The 18,434-nt window shown below is 74.8% G+C and carries 16 protein-coding genes and 2 tRNA genes; 11 read left to right on the top strand and 7 right to left on the bottom strand.

Going from position 1 to position 18,434, the window contains the following annotated elements; all coding sequences use genetic code 11:
• The first annotated feature begins 34 nt into the window (after positions 1-34).
• The 3 genes from AC3CHW_RS23005 to AC3CHW_RS23015 all read left to right on the top strand — a co-directional run bounded on the left by AC3CHW_RS23005 (position 35) and on the right by AC3CHW_RS23015 (position 3,177).
• On the top strand, positions 35-1,108 hold the full coding sequence (locus AC3CHW_RS23005; RefSeq protein WP_488467704.1) for a 2-aminoethylphosphonate ABC transporter substrate-binding protein: 1,074 nt from the start codon (positions 35-37) through the stop codon (positions 1,106-1,108).
• Positions 1,109-1,278: 170 nt separating this feature from the next.
• Entirely contained in the window at positions 1,279-2,247 is a 969-nt protein-coding gene (locus tag AC3CHW_RS23010; RefSeq protein WP_488467705.1) for an alkaline phosphatase family protein, read from the top strand.
• Between the two features lie 150 nt (positions 2,248-2,397).
• Complete coding sequence (locus AC3CHW_RS23015) at positions 2,398-3,177, top strand: HAD-IIA family hydrolase (RefSeq protein WP_176161815.1); 780 nt, start codon at positions 2,398-2,400, stop codon at positions 3,175-3,177.
• A gap of 108 nt (positions 3,178-3,285) precedes the next feature.
• Here the strand turns inward: AC3CHW_RS23015 and AC3CHW_RS23020 are convergent, their stop codons facing one another.
• Together AC3CHW_RS23020 and AC3CHW_RS23025 are read right to left on the bottom strand one after the other, a co-directional pair.
• Positions 3,286-4,431 carry a methyltransferase domain-containing protein gene (locus AC3CHW_RS23020; protein WP_488467706.1) on the bottom strand — a complete coding sequence of 382 codons (1,146 nt, stop codon included), beginning with the start codon at positions 4,429-4,431 and terminating at the stop codon, positions 3,286-3,288.
• Positions 4,428-4,559: a hypothetical protein gene (locus AC3CHW_RS23025; RefSeq protein WP_261801446.1), complete on the bottom strand. Its 132-nt coding sequence runs from the start codon at positions 4,557-4,559 to the stop codon at positions 4,428-4,430. The genes AC3CHW_RS23020 and AC3CHW_RS23025 overlap by 4 nt, the downstream gene beginning before the upstream one ends.
• 340 nt (positions 4,560-4,899) lie before the next feature.
• Between AC3CHW_RS23025 and AC3CHW_RS23030 the strand changes: the two genes are divergently transcribed.
• From AC3CHW_RS23030 to AC3CHW_RS23040, 3 genes are all read left to right on the top strand, one after another.
• Positions 4,900-5,544: a hypothetical protein gene (locus AC3CHW_RS23030; protein WP_488467707.1), complete on the top strand. Its 645-nt coding sequence runs from the start codon at positions 4,900-4,902 to the stop codon at positions 5,542-5,544.
• Positions 5,545-5,558: 14 nt separating this feature from the next.
• Positions 5,559-6,230 carry a class F sortase gene (locus AC3CHW_RS23035; RefSeq protein ID WP_459249121.1) on the top strand — a complete coding sequence of 224 codons (672 nt, stop codon included), beginning with the start codon at positions 5,559-5,561 and terminating at the stop codon, positions 6,228-6,230.
• 401 nt (positions 6,231-6,631) lie between these two features.
• On the top strand, positions 6,632-7,651 hold the full coding sequence (locus AC3CHW_RS23040) for a glycoside hydrolase family 6 protein (RefSeq protein ID WP_488467708.1): 1,020 nt from the start codon (positions 6,632-6,634) through the stop codon (positions 7,649-7,651).
• 311 nt (positions 7,652-7,962) lie between these two features.
• Here AC3CHW_RS23040 and AC3CHW_RS23045 read toward each other — a convergent pair whose 3' ends face one another.
• On the bottom strand, positions 7,963-8,688 hold the full coding sequence (locus AC3CHW_RS23045; RefSeq protein WP_488467709.1) for a FadR/GntR family transcriptional regulator: 726 nt from the start codon (positions 8,686-8,688) through the stop codon (positions 7,963-7,965).
• Positions 8,689-8,789: 101 nt separating this feature from the next.
• Positions 8,790-8,863: transfer RNA gene (locus AC3CHW_RS23050), tRNA-Lys, on the bottom strand.
• Positions 8,864-9,367: 504 nt separating this feature from the next.
• Between AC3CHW_RS23050 and AC3CHW_RS23055 the strand changes: the two genes are divergently transcribed.
• The 5 genes from AC3CHW_RS23055 to AC3CHW_RS23075 all read left to right on the top strand — a co-directional run bounded on the left by AC3CHW_RS23055 (position 9,368) and on the right by AC3CHW_RS23075 (position 16,104).
• Entirely contained in the window at positions 9,368-10,798 is a 1,431-nt protein-coding gene (locus tag AC3CHW_RS23055) for a peptidoglycan-binding protein (protein WP_488467710.1), read from the top strand.
• A 366-nt stretch (positions 10,799-11,164) separates the two neighbouring features.
• The gene (locus tag AC3CHW_RS23060) at positions 11,165-12,853 is read left to right on the top strand and encodes an SPFH domain-containing protein (RefSeq protein WP_488467711.1); all 1,689 of its coding nucleotides are present in this window, start codon (positions 11,165-11,167) and stop codon (positions 12,851-12,853) included.
• Between the two features lie 5 nt (positions 12,854-12,858).
• Positions 12,859-14,370, top strand: a complete 1,512-nt coding sequence (locus AC3CHW_RS23065; RefSeq protein WP_488467712.1) for a hypothetical protein — start codon at positions 12,859-12,861, stop codon at positions 14,368-14,370.
• Between the two features lie 179 nt (positions 14,371-14,549).
• Positions 14,550-15,383, top strand: coding sequence for a nucleoside/nucleotide kinase family protein (locus tag AC3CHW_RS23070; protein ID WP_488467713.1), 834 nt, complete (start codon positions 14,550-14,552; stop codon positions 15,381-15,383).
• Positions 15,384-15,513: 130 nt separating this feature from the next.
• Positions 15,514-16,104 carry a lytic polysaccharide monooxygenase auxiliary activity family 9 protein gene (locus AC3CHW_RS23075; protein WP_176161807.1) on the top strand — a complete coding sequence of 197 codons (591 nt, stop codon included), beginning with the start codon at positions 15,514-15,516 and terminating at the stop codon, positions 16,102-16,104.
• Positions 16,105-16,258: 154 nt separating this feature from the next.
• Here the strand turns inward: AC3CHW_RS23075 and AC3CHW_RS23080 are convergent.
• The 3 genes from AC3CHW_RS23080 to ehuA form a co-directional block, all read right to left on the bottom strand.
• Positions 16,259-16,332, bottom strand: a tRNA-Lys gene (locus AC3CHW_RS23080).
• Positions 16,333-16,552: 220 nt separating this feature from the next.
• Positions 16,553-17,314 (bottom strand): IclR family transcriptional regulator, encoded by a 762-nt coding sequence (locus AC3CHW_RS23085; RefSeq protein ID WP_488467714.1) that lies wholly within the window; start codon positions 17,312-17,314, stop codon positions 16,553-16,555.
• A gap of 327 nt (positions 17,315-17,641) precedes the next feature.
• Positions 17,642-18,412 (bottom strand): ectoine/hydroxyectoine ABC transporter ATP-binding protein EhuA, encoded by a 771-nt coding sequence (gene ehuA, locus AC3CHW_RS23090; RefSeq protein WP_398612051.1) that lies wholly within the window; start codon positions 18,410-18,412, stop codon positions 17,642-17,644.
• Positions 18,413-18,434 lie beyond the last annotated feature (22 nt).

Genomic DNA, 18,434 nt, shown 5'->3' on the forward strand with positions numbered 1-18,434 from the left:
CGCCACCCTCACCCGTTACGGAGACATCCCAGCCATGCGCACCCCCGTCCGCTACCGCAGGTACCTCAAGCCCACCGCCGCCCTCGGTGGCGCCCTCCTCCTCGCCGGGACGCTGTCCGCCTGTAGCGAGACCGCCGACAAGAACGCCAAGGTCGTCACCGTCTACAGCGCCGACGGCCTCAAGGGCGAGGACGGCAAGGGCTGGTACGACACGGTCTTCAAGGAGTTCGAGAAGAAGACCGGCATCGAGGTCAAGTACGTCGAGGGCGGCTCCGGCGAGATGGTGCAGCGCGCCATCCGGGAGAAGTCCAACACCCAGGCCGACGTACTGATCACGCTGCCGCCCTTCATCCAACAGGCCGACAAGAAGGGCCTGTTGAAGGCGTACACGCCCAAGGGCTCCGAGGCCGTGGCGCCCAGCGACAAGGACGCCGACGGCAAGTGGACCTCGGTCGTCAACAACTACTTCTCCTTCGCCTACAACAAGAAGGAACTCAAGGAGCCGCCGAAGACCTGGGAGGAGCTGCTTGAGGGCACGTACAAGAACAAGCTCCAGTACTCCACGCCGGGCGTCGCCGGCGACGGCACGGCCGTCGTCATCAAGGCGATGCACGACTTCGGCGGCAAGGACGCCGCGATGAAGTACCTCGGCGACCTCCAGTCCAACAACGTCGGCCCGTCCTCCTCGACCAGCAAGCTCGCCCCCAAGGTCGACAAGGGCGAACTGCTCGTGTCCAACGGCGACGTGCAGATGAACTACGCCCAGTCCAAGTCCATGCCCAACCTCGGCATCTGGTTCCCGGCCAAGGACGGCGGCCCGCGCACCACCTTCGCGCTGCCGTACGCCGCCGGCCTGGTCAACAAGGCCCCGCACAGCGCCAACGGCCAGAAGTTCCTCGACTACCTGCTCAGCGAGGAAGCTCAGCGCCAGGTCAGCGCGGTCGGCGGCGGCTTCGCCGCCCGCACCGACATCGACGCCACCGACCCCAACGCCACCGCGCTGGCCGAACTCATGAAGGGCGTCGAGGTCTTCAAGCCGGACTGGAAGGACATCGACGAGCACTACACCGAGTACATCGACGCCTGGAAGTCCGCCACCGGCAACTGACGCGCCACACCCGGCCGTTCCCACCCGGGCCCCACGCGCCCTGCCAAGGTAACGGGTCTGGGCCAAGCGCCGGCGCACCGCGCCGACGCTTGGCCCGGGCCCGGTGTGCCGCCCGGCACACCGCCCGTTCGACACCGTCCACCACGCCCCCACCCCCAGCGGAGGACCCCATGTCGCACACGCCCGCCCACCCCGCCCGCCCCACCCGGCGCACCCTGCTCACCGGCGCCGCCGCGACCGCCGCCGCGGCCATGACCGCCGCCGCGACCGGTACGGCCCACGCCGCCGCCACGCGGCCGACGCCGGCCCGGCGGCCGGCCGCCCGCACCCCCAAGGCCCTGCTCATCGGGCTCGACGGCTGCATGCTCGACCGCGTCGCCGAGGCCAACGCGCCCCACCTGCACCGCCTCATCGAGGGCGGTCTGCGCGCCCCCGGCACCATCCCCTACGCCTTCACCCTCTCCGGCCCCGGCTGGTCCACGCTGGCCACCGGCGTCTGGCCGACCAAGCACGGCGTACGCGACAACACCTTCCGCGGCCAGCGCTTCGCCACCTACCCCGACGTCCTCACCCGCGTCGAGCACGCCCGGCCGGCGCTGCGCACCTACGCCGTCTCCTCCTGGCCCCAACTCACCTCGGCCACCGGCGGCGGCCCGCTGTTCTCGCCGGCCGTCGACGTCCGCGTGGCCCCGCCCGGCTCCGCGTACGACGCGGGCACCACCCGGGACGCCGTGGCCCGCCTGTCCGCGACCGACGCCCCCGACGCCAGCTTCGTCCAGCTCGACAACATCGACCACGCCGGCCACGCCTCGGGCGGCGCGAGCCGCGCCTACCTGGAGGCCATCGCGGGCGCCGACGCCCAGGTCGGCCAGATGCTGACGGCCATCACCACCCGCCCCACCCACGCCGCCGAGGACTGGCTGATCATGGTCACCGCCGACCACGGCCACACCGACGCGGGCGGCCACGGCGGGACCTCGGCGCGCGAGAAGCAGACCTTCGTCATCGCCCACGGCACCGGCTTCGCCCCCGGCTCCACCGGCACCTCACGCATGGTCGACGTCGCCCCCACCCTGCTGACCCACCTCGGCATCGCCATCGACCCCAGGTGGCACCTGGACGGGGCGCCGCTGCGCTGACCTGGGGGAGCGTGGCGCGGGATCGGGTCGTGCAGCGGTCCGCTCCCGCGGGGGTCAAGGTCACTTCCGGCTGATTAGGCTGTGGGGACGCCCGCCGTACAGCGCGGTTCGGCCGGCGTCCCGCACACGTCGTACGGCAGGAGTCCGGTAATGGCAGAGCGCAAGCCGATCGAGTCATGGCTGACCGACATGGACGGGGTGCTGATCCACGAAGGCACCCCGATCCGGGGGGCGGACGCCTTCCTCAAGCGCCTGCGCGACTCCGGCAAGCCCTTCCTCGTACTGACCAACAATTCCATCTACACCCCGCGCGACCTGCACGCCCGCCTGTCACGGATGGGGCTTGAGGTGCCGGTGGAGAACATCTGGACCTCCGCTCTGGCCACCGCGCAGTTCCTGGACGACCAGCGCCCGGGCGGCAGCGCGTACGTCATCGGCGAGGCCGGCCTGACCACCGCGCTGCACGACATCGGCTACGTGCTGAGCGACGCGGAGCCCGATTATGTCGTTTTGGGCGAAACGCGAACTTATAGTTTCGAGGCCCTGACCAAGGCGATCCGCCTCATCAACGCGGGCTCCCGGTTCATCGCCACCAACCCGGACGAGACCGGCCCCTCGGCCGAGGGCGCGCTGCCGGCGACCGGTTCGGTCGCCGCCCTAATCACCAAGGCCACCGGCCAGGAGCCGTACTTCGTCGGCAAGCCCAACCCCCTGATGATGCGGGCCGGCCTGAACGCGATCGGCGCCCACTCCGAGACCTCAGCGATGATCGGGGACCGGATGGACACGGACGTCCTCGCGGGCCTGGAAGCGGGCATGGAAACGTTTCTGGTGCTGACCGGCCTCACCCGTCCCGAAGAGGTCGACCGCCACCCCTTCCGCCCGTCGTGGGTCGTGGACTCCATCGCGGACCTGGTGGACCGGGTCTGACACCACCCCCGGCGCACCGCCACGCCGTGAGCCCCCCGTGTCGGCCCGTTCGCCCACGCGAACGGACCAACACGGGCGCGGAGCGGATGCGGGTGGGGGGCGCGGCGATCAGCAGGGGGGCAAAGCCCAGGCAGGGCCCGTAGGGGAACCGAGCCAGAGGGTGTGGTGACCGTCGGGTGCCACGGACATGCCGAAGTCCGTGAGTGGTGGTCGGCCGACGCTCGACCACCAGTGAAGGGCGTCCTCGACCTCGCGCAGCAGGTCGCGCGCCCCGAAGCGCTGGGCGGCACCTTGTCGAACCCACGCCCAGGAGGTGTGGTCAGCGGAGAGGAAGAACCACTCTCCGTCCGTGCCCTGACGCATGCAGGAGACCCCCGGCACCACCGCGGCCAGGGCGAATCTCGCGTGCACTGACGCCAGGGCCGACAGGTCCGGCTTCTCCCCGGTCTCCTCGGCCCGGTCGCGCGTGGCCGACCACAGCGCGGCGACATCGGGGCGGGGCCGGCGCTGGCCCCGCAGCGCCATGAACGTCTCCCCGCCGTGGAACCACCCGCGTGCGCCCCCCGCCGCACCCTTCCGGAGCCAGAGCAGTCCGAGCGCCTGATCGTTGGGTAGCCACGGGGTCACGATCTCTCCCCCCGCTCTCGTTTGCTCCAGCCAGGCTGCCGGCACGCGCCGGACGGAAGCCGTCGAGATCACCCGGTCGTACGGAGCACGCTCCGGAAGTCCCCGCTCGCCGTCCGCGCAGATCACCTCGGGGGTGTAGCCGGCCCGCTGGAGCACGGTCCGGGCGCGGTCGGCGAGCGAGCGGTCGACCTCGACGGTGGTGACGCTGTCGCCGCCGACCCGGTGGCAGAGCAGCGCGGCGTTGTACCCGGTCCCGGTGCCGATCTCGAGTGTCCGGTCGCCCGGCTGGGGGGCGAGCGAGGCGAGCATGTTGAGTACGGCCGCCGGTGAGCTGATGGAACTCGTCGGGACCAGCCCGGAACCATCGGCCGCCACCGCGCCGTCGTCGACCTGCGTCACGAGCGCGTCGTCCCGGTGGTAGACGAGCTCCGCCCACTGGCGCGGGGCATCCGCGCGGCGCAGCGGGTGCCATCGACCGTCACGGAACGTCCACACGGTTTCGGGGACGAAGAGGTGACGGGGAACGCGGTCGAACGCGGCGCGCAGCCACGGCTCGGTGAAGAGCCCCCTGGCCGCCAGCGACTCGGCGAGCCGCTGGCGGAGGGGGGCGTGGTCGTCAGCGGTCACGAGTCGCTGTCGTCCTTGCGGTGCGTCCCGGAGTCACCGCCGCCGATGGTGGGGCTCTGCCCGTCGGTGTCACCGGGCGGCCCCTGCGGCGGCTCCTGCGGTTCCGGCTTTCCGTGCTGTCCAGCCATGGCTGTGTCTCCCTTCGTCGGGGAAGCCCCCGGTGGGCCGGCGGCGTCACGCGGTCGAGGTGACGAAAGTGCCGGCGAACAGGGCCAACTCCGCAGTGGGTCGGGCGAGTTCGCGGCGCCGAGAGTGACATCTCGAACGTGAGCTTGACCCGCGATGAGCGCGGGCCAGTGCCGCGTGACACCGGAGGCCCGTGCACCGACCCGAACGACCCCACCCCACCCACGCCCCCTCCTCCCGTCCCCGCGTCGGGTCCGTTCGCCCACGCGAACGGACCAACACGGGCGCGGAGCGGATGCGGGTGGGTGGGGGACGGCGAACGCTGGGGCCAGGAGGTTCACCATGCGCTTCGTCCCCCGCACGCTGGGCGCCGCGGTGATCGCCGTCGGGGCGGTCGTCGCCGTGCTCGCCATCGGCTCGGCGGCCAACGAGTCACCGCGCCCCACGCTCGTCGTCAGCCCGGCCCACGCGAGGTCGGGCGATGAGGTGGAGGTGCGGGCCTGGGGGTGTGAGGGGCGTGCCGGGGTCGTCGCGTCGCGGGCGTTCGTCGTGGACGGGCGGCTCGCGCCGGAGCCGAAGGGTGGGGACGGGCTCTTCGCGGAGGCGATGATCCGCAGCGCGGCCGACGGCGGCACCTACGACGTCACCGTGCGCTGCGACGGGCGCGCCGGTGTGGCCGTCGGCCGGGTGCACGTCGGCGCCGCGGGCCAGCGTCCCGGCGACGTGCCCGACGCGACGCGCCCCGACCGGGCCGGCGACCACGCCCTGCCGCTGCCGGCCCGCTCGCCCGTCGCGCCGGTCCGCGCCGGGGGTGGCGGCACCGCGGGCGAGCCGCGCGCGGTGGCCGCCGCCGAGGAGGAGGTGCCGCGCGACGGCGACGTCGGGGTGGCGGAGGCGTACGGGTTGGCCCTCGCGGGCGGCACCGCGCTGACCCTCGGCGGCATGGCGTTGCACCGGCGCGGCCGGGCCGGCCGCCCCAGCGGCTGAGCGGCGCGGCGCGGATGGGTGCGGCAGCCACGCCGGGTGCCGGGCGCGGCCGGTTGCTGGTCGGGCTGGCCTGGGCGGCGGTGGTGGTGGCGCTGTGGTTGTGGGGCAAGGACGGTGGCGCGGGCGTCGGAGCGGCGCCGACCACCGGCGACGTGGCGGCGGTGGGCCGCCCCGGTGGGCGTGCCCTGCCGCCGCCGCACCCGCCGCTGTCCGCCGCCGCGCCCCGCGCGCTCGACGCGCCGGCCGCCGAGGTGCGCCGGGCCCGCGTCGTCGGCCGTGGCCTCGACGCGGTGGGCGCGGTGGAGCCGCCGCCGTACGACAGGCCGGGCGACGTCGGCTGGTACCGCGCGGGCCCGCACCCGGGCGAGGCGGGTGCCGCGGTGCTGGTGGGGCACGTGGACACCGCGTCCAGGCCGGCGGTCTTCCACGGCCTGAGCGCGCTGGAGCCCAGGGACCGGGTGCGGGTGGCGCGGGCGGACGGGGCGGTGGCCGAGTTCACGGTGGAAGACGTCGCGGTCGTCACCCGTGACCGGTTCGACGCCCACCGGGTGTACGGGCCGCGCCGGGCGGGCCGGGCCGAGCTGCGCCTGATCACCTGCGGCGGCACCTTCGACCGCGCCACCCGTACGTACAGCGCCAACGTCGTGGTCTCGGCGTATCTGACGGCGGTACGCCACCCCGGCTGACCCGCTGCCCGGGACGGTGTGTCGGGGGCGCGGGTGAGGTGCGCGGGCCGTGCGCGTACGACGGGTTCCGCCGGGGCGGCTCGCGGGGCCGGTGGGCGGGGTGGCCGGGTGGGGCCGTTCGGGGTCGGGTGGGTGTCGCGGGTGGGCCGGTCGTGGCGGTCGGCGAGGAGGACGGGCGAGGGGGCCATGTCGCCGCGCGCTCGCGGGGCGCCGTCGCGGTACAACAGGGTGCCTACGGACACGGCTCGGGCAGGGACGGTGTGCAGGCATTGAAGCGACCAAACGTGTCCCCCGGGGAGACCGGCGCGGCCCGGCGCGGCGCGGCGCGGGGAGCGGCGGGGGTGTGGCGCGGCGCGCGCCGGTGGGCGCGGTCGGGTCGTCGCGGTGGGCGCCGGCGCGCGGTGGCCCGCTTGGTGCCGGCCGTCGGGGTGGCGCTGCTGCTGGTGTCGGCGTGCTCGGCGCCGGCCGACTCCGACGGCGGCCAGCGGCGCGTGGCCGACGTCGCCAAGCCGATCGCGCAGCGGCCGGCGTCGGTCGTGCCGTACTGGGTCAACCCGCGGGGCAACGCGGCCCGGCAGCTCGCCGCCTACCGTGCGGACGACCGGGCCGAGGAGGCCGAGCTGATCGAGCGCATCGCCCGGCAGCCGGTCGCCGAGTGGATCGGCGTGGAGGACCCGCGGGGGCGGGCGCGCGGCTTCACGGAGGCGGCGGTGGCGGCCGGCCGGGAGGCGCTGCTGGTGCTCTACAACATCCCGCACCGCGACTGCGGCCAGTACTCGAAGGGTGGCGCGCCCGACGGCGACGCGTACCGGCGCTGGCTCGGCCAGGTGATCGCCGGCATCGGGGACCGTCCCGCGACGGTGATCCTGGAACCGGACGCGCTGCCGCACGTGGAGGACGGCTGTACGCCGGAGAAGTTCCACGAGGAGCGGTTCGCGCTGCTCGCCGAGGCGGTGCACCGGCTGCGCGGGCTGCCGCGTACCAAGGTGTACCTGGACGCCGGCAACCCGCACTGGATCACCGACCCGCGGCGGATGGCCGGGCCGCTGCGGCGGGCCGGCATCGACGCGGCCGACGGCTTCGCGTTGAACATCGCCAACTACCAGACCACGCGGGAGAACACGGAGTACGGGAAGAAGCTGTCGGACCTGGTCGGCGGCAAGCACTTCGTGATCGACACCAGCCGCAACGGCCGCGGGCCGGCCCCCGGCGCGGACGATCCGCAGGCGTGGTGCAACCCGGGGCAGCGCGCCCTGGGCGAGCCGCCCACCACGCACACCGGCGACGAGCGCGTGGACGCCTACCTGTGGGTCAAGCGCCCCGGCGAGTCGGACGGCACCTGCAAGGGCGGCCCCCGGGCCGGCGCGTGGTGGCCGGAGTACGCCCTGGAGCTGGCCCGCAACGCGCGCCGGGGCTCGTAGCGCCCGACGGGGCCGCCGGTGGCGCCGGGCGCGTTCCCGACTCGCCCGACGGGACCCGTGGTGGCGCGGGGCGCGTTCCGTGCCTGCCCGCCGGGGCTCGTGACGCCGGGTGGTCGCGGCCCGGTCGCCGGGTACGGGGCCAGCCCGCTGGGTACGGGCACGCCCGCCGGGTACGGGTACGCCCGCTGGTACGGGCACGCCCGCCGGGTACGGGCACGCCCGCCCGGTCGGCGGGTCCCGTCTCCCGGCTTCTGCTTTCCGGTGCGGCGGCCGACGGCGACGATGCCAAGGAAGGAAGGAAGGGGCCGGGATCAGTCGGATGCGGGGCGGGCGGCCGAGCGCAGGCGGGTCCTGATGTTGCCGAAGTGGTCGCGGATCGCGGCCTCGGCGCGCAGCGTGTCGCCGGAGCGGACCGCCGCCAGGATCTCGCGGTGCTGCTCGCAGGTGACCTGGGGATCGGGGGTGCCGTCCACCAGGTCGGTGCGCACCCGGTGGAAGGCGTCCCAGAACGCCTCAAGCACCTCGCTGAGCAACTGGTTGTCCAGACCCCGGTAGAGCGCGGCGTGGAAGGCGCGGTCCGTTTCGGCGCGTACCGGGCCCCGCTCCGCCTCCGCCGCCATCCGCTCCACCAGCGCGTCCAGGGTGGCGAGGTCGGCGTCCGGGACCCGGCCGACCAGCCGGGTCAGCAGCCCGGTCTCCAGCGCTTCGCGCAGTTCGAGGAGCTGGAGCAGGCTGTCCTCGCCCCGGTAGTGCCCGGCGACGGTGCGAAAGGTCAGCCCCTCGATCATCGGGGCCATCGACATGGCGCCGACGTAGGTGCCGAAGCCGTGCCGGATCTCCACGATGCCCATCGCCTGGAGCGCCTTCAGCGCCTCGCGCACCGAGTTCCGGCTGACGCCCAGCAACTCCATCAGCTCCGCCTCGGTGGGCAGCGGGGCCCCGGAGGGCAGGCGTCCGTCGATGATCAGCCGTTTGATGCGTTCCTGGATGTCGCTCGCCACTTTGCGACTGTGCACCGCCACCTCCGATTTGGCCATCCCCCGGACGCGCGGCCAGGGACCCGGCGCGGACGGCCGTGGTGACTGACGGAACGACTGTGGGCCTCCTCGTCGATGACGAGGAGGCCCACAGTGTGACGTGCGCCGCCAGGGACTCGAACCCCGGACCCGCTGATTAAGAGTCAGCTGCTCTAACCAACTGAGCTAGCGGCGCGCGCTGACATCGGAAACCTTACCCGACGCCGGAGCGTGCTTTCGACCGCCGTCGCGCCGCCCGGCGCCGGTCAGGGCTCCCGGCGTCGCCCGCGAGAGGCTTGCGGCGGGCCGCCCGGATATCCCGAAAGGCCGCCCGCCGCCGGGCCGTACGGGGGCCGCGCGGCGCCGGCCGCATTTCCCGTCGCCGGCGCTTCCGGGGGCGAACCGCCGGGCTTTGTGACGTGAAACACGTGGGCGACCGGCGGTCGCTCGCATTTCTCCGCGCCTCCTTGTCGCTCGCTTTGTCGCCCCCCTATCGCATGGTCGCGGTCGAGTTCTCGGGCCGAAAGTCCCGGGCTTTCGGGACTTTGGACTGCCGGTTGTCGGGTTTCGCTCTGTGAAGATCATTCCGTTGCTCATGTCACCAGTTACTCCGTCAACATGCGGTTTGTCCCGGTAGTTGAGAAGCTGAGAAGCGCGCGCAGCGCCGTGAAGTGTTCGCAGGACCTCGGAGGGGATGGGTATGCCAGCGCCGGTTTTCCACGAATACGAGCCCCCCGTCGACTGCCCGTGCGCGGGATGTGTCGATCGCCGCAGGACGTTGCCGAACGCGGCGCCCCCGCGCGCGGGCGGTCACCCGGCGGCCCACGGCGCGCGGCGGGCCATGGTCCTGGTGGCGGCGGCCGGCACGGTGCTCGGCACCGCGAGCCACGGGGTCGGGGCGGCCGACAGACCCGCCGGCCCGGGCACGCCGGGCGCCCGCACGCCGGGCGCTGCGGAGCACCCCGAGGCGGCCGGGGACGCGGCGGATGCCGACGCGGCGACGGCCGCCGCCGGGGCGCTGGCCCTGGTGGCGGGCGATGCGCCGCAGGGCGCGCCGGGCCCGCTGTACGGCGGCGGGGAGCCCGCGCCCGGCGGCGGGCACGCCGTCACGGCCGCGTCGAGCCGCACCATCACCCGCGCCGCGATCCTCGCTCGGGCCCAGCGCTGGGTGGACCAGCGGGTGCCGTACAGCATGGGCGGTTACGCGGCCGACGGCTATCGGCGCGACTGTTCGGGCTTCATATCCATGGCCTGGAACCTGGGCAGCAACCAGTGGACCGGCAGCCTTTCCGGCTTTGCCGTACGGATTTCCAGGAGCCAGCTCGAACCGGGGGACATGCTGCTCTTCCACAACGCCGCCAACCCCACGGCCGGTTCGCACGTGACGCTCTTCGGCGGCTGGGTCGACGCGGCGAGGACCCGCTACATCGCGTACGAGCAGACGCGCCCGCACACCGTCAAACGCTCGACGCCCTACGCCTATTGGAATAACTCCAGCAGATACGTGGCGTACCGCTATCGCGGGGTGCGTGACGGCGGAATGCCGGGGAATCCCGGCGGCGGCGAGCACGGCACCGCCTTTCCCGGTACGCGCGCCTTCGGGCCGGGCGCGCACAACGCCCATGTGACGGAACTCGGCCGCATGTTGGTGCGGCGCGGCGCGGGAAAGTACTACGCGTCGGGGCCGGGGCCGCGCTGGAGCGAGGCCGACCGCCGCGCGACGCGGGCCTTCCAACTCGCCCAGGGGTGGCGCGGCGCCGAGGCCGACGGCATCCCGGGGCCGAGCACCTGGCGCTACCTCGTCACCGGCGGGGGCCGGGACATCGGCGCCGGCTCCGGCAGCGGCTCCAGTGGGTCCGGTAGTGGGTCCGGCGGTACGGGCGGTCACCGGGTGCCGGCGTTCCCGGGTGTGGGGGCCTTCCGGCCGGGCCAGTCCAACGCGCACGTCGAGCAGCTCGGCCAGCGGCTGGTGCGCAAGGGGTTCGGCCGGCACTACGCGCAGGGCCCGAGCCGCCGTTGGTCGGAGAGCGACCGCCGGAACGTCGAGGCGTTCCAGCGTGCCCAGGGGTGGCGCGGCGCCGACGCCAACGGCTACCCGGGCCCGGAGACCTGGCGCCGGCTGTTCGCGTGAGCGCTCCGCGCGGGCCGCTCCGGCCGGCTCGGCCGCGCCCCCGGCGCGTGCGCGAGTGCCCGCCGGGCGGGTAGTCGGAGGCGGGGGTTCCGGCGCACGCCCCGCACGGGCGGCACGCCCGCCCACGGGCCCGCCCGCCGGCTCGCCCGCGCCGGCGTGAGCAACGGCGCGACATGGGCGCGGGTACTCACGGGCAGGTGAGTGGTCCGAGCGGGAGCGGAGGACGGAGCGCGCGGCTGGGACGGAAGGGGCGGGGGAGGCGAAGCGGGCGGCCGTCCGCGCCGTACGGAAGCCGGAGGCCGTACGGGCGGACGGCCGGCGTGGGGCCGGTACGGGGGCTGACGGAGAGGTCTGACGGAGAGGTCTATGGAATCAACGACGCGGACACCCGGGGCGCGCGACGCGCCACCGCACGCCCACCCGGCCGGCACCACCCGGCACCCCGACCCACTCGACGGGCCCGATGCGCTCGACGGGCTCGCCCCGCTCGACGGGCCGGACTCAATCGACGGGCCCGGCGCGCTCGATGGGCCCGGCCTACTCGACGGGCCCGGCGCGCTCCACGCGCCCGGCGCGGCCCCACCCTCCGACGCGCTCCGCGAGCCCACCCCCGCGCGCGAGCCCGCCGCGACCCGGCAGTCCGACGCGATCCGGCACCCCGACGCGGCGCACCGGCCCGACCCGGCCCAGCGCGCCGACCCGACGACCCCCCGGCCCGACGCGGCCCAGCGGCTCGACGTCACCCAACACCCCACCCAGAAGCGGCAGTTCGGCATGGTCCTGGAGGCGGGCGCGGCCAAGCGGCCCGACGCGGGCGGGTCGGTGGTCGCAGGCGGACCGCTCCTGACCGGGAGACCCGGCGGCGTCGGCGAACCATGGGGGCGGCAGGTGGTGGAGCTGGGCGCCGCGACCGGCGTGTTGCGCGAGGTGAGACGCGCGCCCGAACCGACCGTCACGGTGGGCGGAGCGGGGCCCCGCACGGCGCGCGGCGCTCGCCCGACGCCGGGCACCGCCGGCGCGCCACGGCGGATGGCGGCCGACGACGCGGAGTGGGACAGCGCCGTAGGGGCGACGGCCCCCGACGCGTACGCGTACGAGCCCCGGGAGCGGCCGGGGCCCGCGCTGCCCGGCTGGTGCGCGGTGGTGGCCGGCCTCGTCGCGCTGGCCTCGGGCGGCGCGCTGCTGTGGTGGGCCGGCGCACTGCCGGCGCGCGGGGTCGAGGCGTTGGGGCTGCCCGTGCGCCGGCGGTCGGGCACCCCGCCGTGGCTGTGGGCGGCGGTCGCCGTCGCGGGCGCCGTCGCCCTGCTCGCCTTCGGCGGGCTCGGCCGGGGACGGGTGGGCAGCGCGTGGGTGCTCAGCGCGTTCGGCCGCTACCGGGGGAGCGTGCGCAGGACCGGCCTGGTGTGGATCAGCCCGCTGGTGCTGCGCCGGCGCGTGGACGTACGGCTGCGGCACTGGCGCAGCGAGCCGATGCCGGTGGTGGACGCGCGTGGCGTGGAGTTGCGGGTGGTGGTGCTCGTCGTCTGGCGGGTACGGGACACCGCCCGGGCGGTGCTCTCGGTGGACGACCACGTCGGCTACCTGCGGGAACAGGTCGAGGCCACGGTGGCGCGGGTGCTCTCCCGGCTGCCCGCCGACACCTACGGCGAGGCGCCGGGCGCCGGCGCGGCCGGGCAGGCGCACCCCGCCTCGGGCCCGGCCGACGGCGCGGCGCCGGCCACCTTGCGCGACGGGCAGGCGGTCGGTGACGCCCTGACCCGGGTGCTGGCGGCGCGCTGCGAACCGGTGGGCCTGACGGTGTACTCCGCCCAGCCGATCAGCCTCGCGTACGCGCCCGAGGTGGCCGCCGCCATGCAGCGCAGCCAGCTCGCCGCGATCGACGCGCGGCACCGCGACAGCGTGCTGACGGCGGTGGTGGACGCGGTGGACGACACCGTGCACCGGCTCACCACGCGCGGCCTGGTGGAACTCGACGACTACGAACGCAAGGCCCTGGTCAAGGACCTGACGGTGGCCTTCTACACGGCGCGCGGCGCGGCGCCGGAGAGCAGGTGACAGGGATGCCCGGCAGGGAAGGGGAGACGGCGGTGACGGGTGTGACCGGAGCAGGTACGAAGCCCACGACGGCGACCACGACCACGGACGCGGGCGCGGGCGCGGGCACGCCCGCCCCCGCGCCCACACCGGCGGTCACGCCCACGGCCGCTGAGCCCCCGGGCGAGCGGTGGGTGACGGAGTCGGGCGTGCCGCCCCAGCCGCGCGAGGGGGCGCGGCCGTGCGAGGCGTCGCAACCGTACGGGGAACCGGCCGGCTCCCCGGCGCGGCCGGGCGGCGGCGCGGGGCCGGTCTCGTCGGCCGGGCTCGGAGAGCGCCTGGCGCACGGTTTCCTGCCGGAACGGCCGCCGGTCCGGGCCATGATCGGCACCTGGGTCCGGTTGGACGAGCTGGCCTCGTCGGTCGCCCTCGCGCCCTCGCGGGACGCCGCCCGCGAACTGGTCGAGCGCGCGGAGCGGGCCGGCGAACTGGCCGCGCTGCGCGCCCGCGTGACCCGGCTGACGCACCGGCACGCGGAGGCGGCGGCGATGCGCGTCGCCGTACTGGCCGCGGCCTGCGACTGGGCGCACCTGGCCCCGACGAGCGCGGACCCGGCGGAGGGGGCCGGCGAGGGCCTGGCCGACCTGTGGGACGCGCTCGGGCACCGGCTCGACCAGCCGCACTTCGTGGCGCTGCCCGCGCTCGCCCTGCACAACTGGACCACCGCCCGCAAGCCGCGCCGCCACATGCCGATCGACCAACTGGTGCGCGCGGAGGCCCTGGTGCCGGTGGTGCGCTGGACGCCGGCCGGCGAGCCACTGGGCCGGCTGGATCGGTTCCTGCTGGCCACCACCCGGCTTGAGGCGCACGGCGTGTGGCTGTTCCGGCTCGCCGACGCGCTGGCCCACACGCTCGCCACGCAGGGCCCGGACGCGCCCGCGACGGCCACCGCCCTGCGCCGGCTGGCCCGGGTGCTGCACGCGCTGCGGTCCCAACTGCTGGACGAGCAGCGGGCGGTGGCGGACGCGACGGCCAGCGAGCAGCAGCGTACGGTCATCGCCGCGCTCGCCCGCGCGGCGGCCTCGCCCGGCGAGCACGCCGGCCGGGCGCGCCCCCACTCCCCGCGCTTGGTGGGCCCGCGCCCGCCCGGCCCGCGCTCGGCCGACCCGCGCCCGGTGGGGCCACGGGCCGCGCGCGACGGGGGAGGGGCGGTGGGGCGGGGCGCCGCGCACCTGCCGGCCACCCTCGAACCGCCCGTGCTCCAGGCGGCGGAGGCCGCGCTCGGCACGGGGGCGCGCACGGGCGAGGCGAGCCGGCAGGCGGTGCGCCGGCACCTGCCCGCCACCCAACGCGCCTGGCTGACCGCGCTGGAGCGGCAGTGCGCCCCCGTCCGTGGCCTGGCCCCGCGCGGCGGCCCGGTCTCGGCGGCGTACCACGAGGCCCGTACCTCCCTCATCGCCCTGCGCCACAGTTACGTCCACCTGCTGCACACGGCCCAGTCCCCGTCCCCGGAGACCGGGGAACGGCAGGTCGCCTGAGCCGCCGACGCGCCCGGCGCGGCGCGGGGCGCCCGGCGCGGGGCGTACGAAGGAGGCGGGGCGCGCCACGGCGTACGGGCACGGCGTACGGGCACGGCGTACGGGCAAGGCGGCCGGGGCACGGCGCGCGGGTGGGGTGGGTGGGGCGTGGCGGCGTCGAGGGCCTAGCGTGCCGTGGCATGGCTGACCTCCCCGTACCCCAGAACCCCGCAGGCCCGGACCTCCCCGCAGGCCCGCAGAGCCCCGTGCCCCCGGAGCGACCCGAGCCTCCGGGGCACGGGGCCGCCCGCCCGGGGCGCTCCGCGCCGCCGTTGGACCTCGCCGCGCTCGCCGCCGAGGCATGGTCGCTCGTCGCCGACGACGCGGCGCGGTCCGCCGCGCCCGACGGGGTGGCGGGCGCGGTCCCGTCGCGGCGGCTGTTGGGGATCGCCGGCGCGCCGGGGGCCGGGAAGTCGACGTTGGCCCGGGCCCTGGTCGCCGCCGTGCGGGAGCGGCACGGCGCGGGCAGCGCCGCGTACCTGCCGTTGGACGGGTTCCACCTCTCCAACGCGCAGTTGCGCCGGCTCGGCCTGACCGACCGCAAGGGCTCGGAGCCCAGCTTCGACGTCTGGGGGTACGCCGCACTCCTGGACCGGGTGCGACGGGAGGGGCGGCGCGAGATCTACGTACCCGACTACGACCGGACGCTGCACGAGCCGGTGGCGGCCCGGCACCTGGTGCCCCCGTCGGCCCGACTGGTGATCACCGAGGGGAACTACCTGGCCTGCGACGCCCCGGGGTGGCGCGCCGCGCGCGCGTCGCTGGCCGAGGTCTGGTACCTGGAGACGGCGGACGCGGTACGCGAACACCGGTTGGTGGAACGGCAGTTGGCGGGCGGCCGGGATGCCGAGCAGGCCCGTGCCTGGGTGGTGGGCAACGATCAACCGAACGGTGAACAGGTCAAGGAATCGAGGCGGCGCTGCGACCGCGTTCTGGTTCCACTTGATATGGACATGTTCAGTTGGCAGGACTAGTCTCGAACTTGGTCTAGACCGCCCCCACCCCCTACGCGCACCAGCCTCAGCACCCACCCCCCGCGCACCGCTTCACGCACGCCAGCACCGCCTCCCCACGCACTCCCCACACGCTTGTCAGGAGCCAAGCATGCGTAAGAAGATCAGTGCGGCCCTTCTCGGGCTCGGCATCGCGGGATCGTCCGTCTTGATGACCGGTGGCGCCGCCACCAGCCACGGCTACAGCGACAACCCCCCGAGCCGACAAATCCTGTGCGCCCAGGGCAAGGTCAAGAACTGCGGCCAGATCGTGTGGGAGCCGCAGAGCGTCGAGGGCCCGAAGGGCTTCCCGACGCGTGGCCCCGCCGACGGCAAGATCTGCGCCGGCGGCGACGTCCGATGGGCCCCCCTCGACGACCCCCGCGGCGGCAAGTGGCCCGCCACCAAGCTCGCCTCCGGGCAGAGCGTCAACCTCACCTGGCGGATTCCGGTGCCGCACTCCACCACCGACTTCCGCTACTACCTCACCAAGGACGGCTTCGACCCGACCAAGCCGGTCACCCGGGCCAGCCTGGACCTGACGCCGTTCCACACCGTCCCGTACAACGGCCGGCAGCCCTCGTCCAGCGTGAGCCACCCGGCCACCCTGCCGCAGCGCAGCGGCAAGCACGTGCTCGTGGCCGTCTGGACGATCAACGACACGGGCAACGCGTTCTACGCCTGCTCGGACGTCGAGTTCTGAACCCGCGCCACGGCCCGCCGCCCGAGGGCACGCTCGGCGCACGCCGGCCGGCCCGGGACGAGGGCGCGCTCTCGGCCTGAGTCGGCCGGGCGCACGCACGACAGCGGGCCCCCGGAGAACTCCGGGGGCCCGCTGTCTGGTGCGTCATACGAAGTGCGCCGCCAGGGACTCGAACCCCGGACCCGCTGATTAAGAGTCAGCTGCTCTAACCAACTGAGCTAGCGGCGCGCGTTGACGAAGTCCATCTTACCCGCCCATCGAGGGTGCTCAGAACCACCGCCCGACCCGCCCCCACCGCCGTGACCTGCCCCGCTCGCCCGCCGCTGGCCGCCCGGCGCCCGCTCGCCCGCCACGAGCCGCGCGGCGCGCCGGCCGTGAGCCGGCAGGTCGCCCGGCCGCGAGCCGCCGGGTCGGCGAGGCCCCGCCAGAGCGCTCGTGGTCAGTACGACTAGAGCGTGAGCGACAGCAGCACCGGCGCGGCCTCGCGGTTCAGCGCGTACGCCGCCTGTCGGAGTCGGTGCGCGTGCTCCACCGGCAGCGACAGGGCCAGGCAGCCGACCGCGCGGCCGGCCGTGATCGGCACGGCGGCGCACACGGTGCCCACCGCGTACTCCTGGAGGTCGAGCACGGGCACCGTGGCGGGCTGGCTGTCCAGGCGGCTGAAGAGCACCCGCTCGCTGGTGGTCGTGCGGGAGGTGAGCCGTACGATCTTGTGGCGCGACAGGTGCTCGCGGCGCTCGTCGTAGTCGAGCTGGGTGAGCAGGCACTTGCCGACCGCGCTCGCGTGGGCGGCGACTCTGAAGTCGACCCACTCGTTGACTCTCGGCGCGTTCGGGCCGTCCGCGTACTGGGTGATCTTCACCTCGCCGTCGATGTACCGGCTGATGTAGACCGCCGCGCCGACCGTGTCGCGCAGCACGGTGAGCGTGCGCTGGAGCTTGGCGTGCAGGGCCTGCTGGCGGTTGGCGCCGCTGCCGCCGAGGACGAGCAGCGCCTCCCCGCTGACGTAGGCCCCGTCGCTCGTCTGTTCCACGTACCCCTCGCGACGCAGCATGGCCAGGAGTTCGGCGAGCTGGGCGCTGGAGGCGTCGATGCGACGGGCGATCTCGACGTCGGTGACGCCACCTGTGTGCTTGGAGACCATCTCCAGCACGCGGAGGGCATGCCGTACCGAGTGCTGTGGGGCGGTCGGCTCGGGCTTCGGCGCCACGGTTTCCCCCTACCAGGTTGTGACCGCTTGCGGTGTCGCTGTCGCTGCAGGTCACGGCCGATGGGTGGAGCGCGGCGCGACCTCGGGCAGCGGAGCTTCGTACCACGATAGCCGTCAAGCGGTTGCCATGACGGGGGTGTTGGGTGAATTGCTGTCGCCGGAGACCCGGCTCAACAGCGACGCGCCACGGTGGCATATGCCAGTGTCACGGATCGGATCATCAGCTCGGGGGACCGCCGCGCTCGCGGCGCGCAGCGGGCCCCCATCGTCACCGAGCCGCCGACGGCGCTCCGGGCCCGGCGCACGGACCGGCCCGGAGTGCCGCGCTCAGAGCACGGCGCTCAGGAACTCGCGGGTGCGCTCGTGCTCCGGCTCGCTGAAGATCTTCTCCGGCGAGCCCGACTCGATGACGCGCCCCGCGTCGAACATCAACACGTCGTCCGAGATGTCCCGGGCGAAGTTCATCTCGTGCGTCACGCACAACATGGTGATGTCCGTCGTGTGCGCCAGGTCCCGCAGCACGTCCAGCACGCCCGCGACCAGCTCCGGGTCGAGCGCCGACGTCACCTCGTCGAGGAGCAGCACCTGCGGGCGCATCGCCAGCGCCCTGGCGATGGCGACGCGCTGCTGCTGGCCACCGGAGAGCTGGGTCGGGTACGCGTCGTGCTTGTCGCCGAGGCCCACCAGGTCGAGCAGGCCCCGGGCGCGCTCCTCGGCCTCGTCCTTGCTCATGCCGAGCACGTGCACCGGGGCCTCGGTGATGTTGCGTAGCACGCGCATGTTGGGGAACAGGTTGAACTGCTGGAAGACCATGCCGATCTTCTTGCGCACCTCACGGGTGTGCTTCTCGCCGGCAGGGACCAGCTTGCCGTTCTTCTCCTCGTGGGTGAGGTAGTCGCCGTCCACCATGATCGTGCCCTCTTCAGGCTTGAGCAGCGTCATCAGCAGCCGCAGGATCGTCGTCTTGCCGGAGCCCGACGGGCCGATGAGGGTCACGTGCTTGCCGGAGGCGACCGTGAAGTCGAGGTTGTCCAGGACGGTGTTGTCGCCGAACCGCTTGGTGACGTGGTCGAAGCGGATCAGCTCGGAGCCGTCCACGGCGGGGTTCTGGGTGTGGGGT

The sequence above is a fragment of the Streptomyces sp. MGP-BFMKR1 genome (assembly GCF_057766585.1).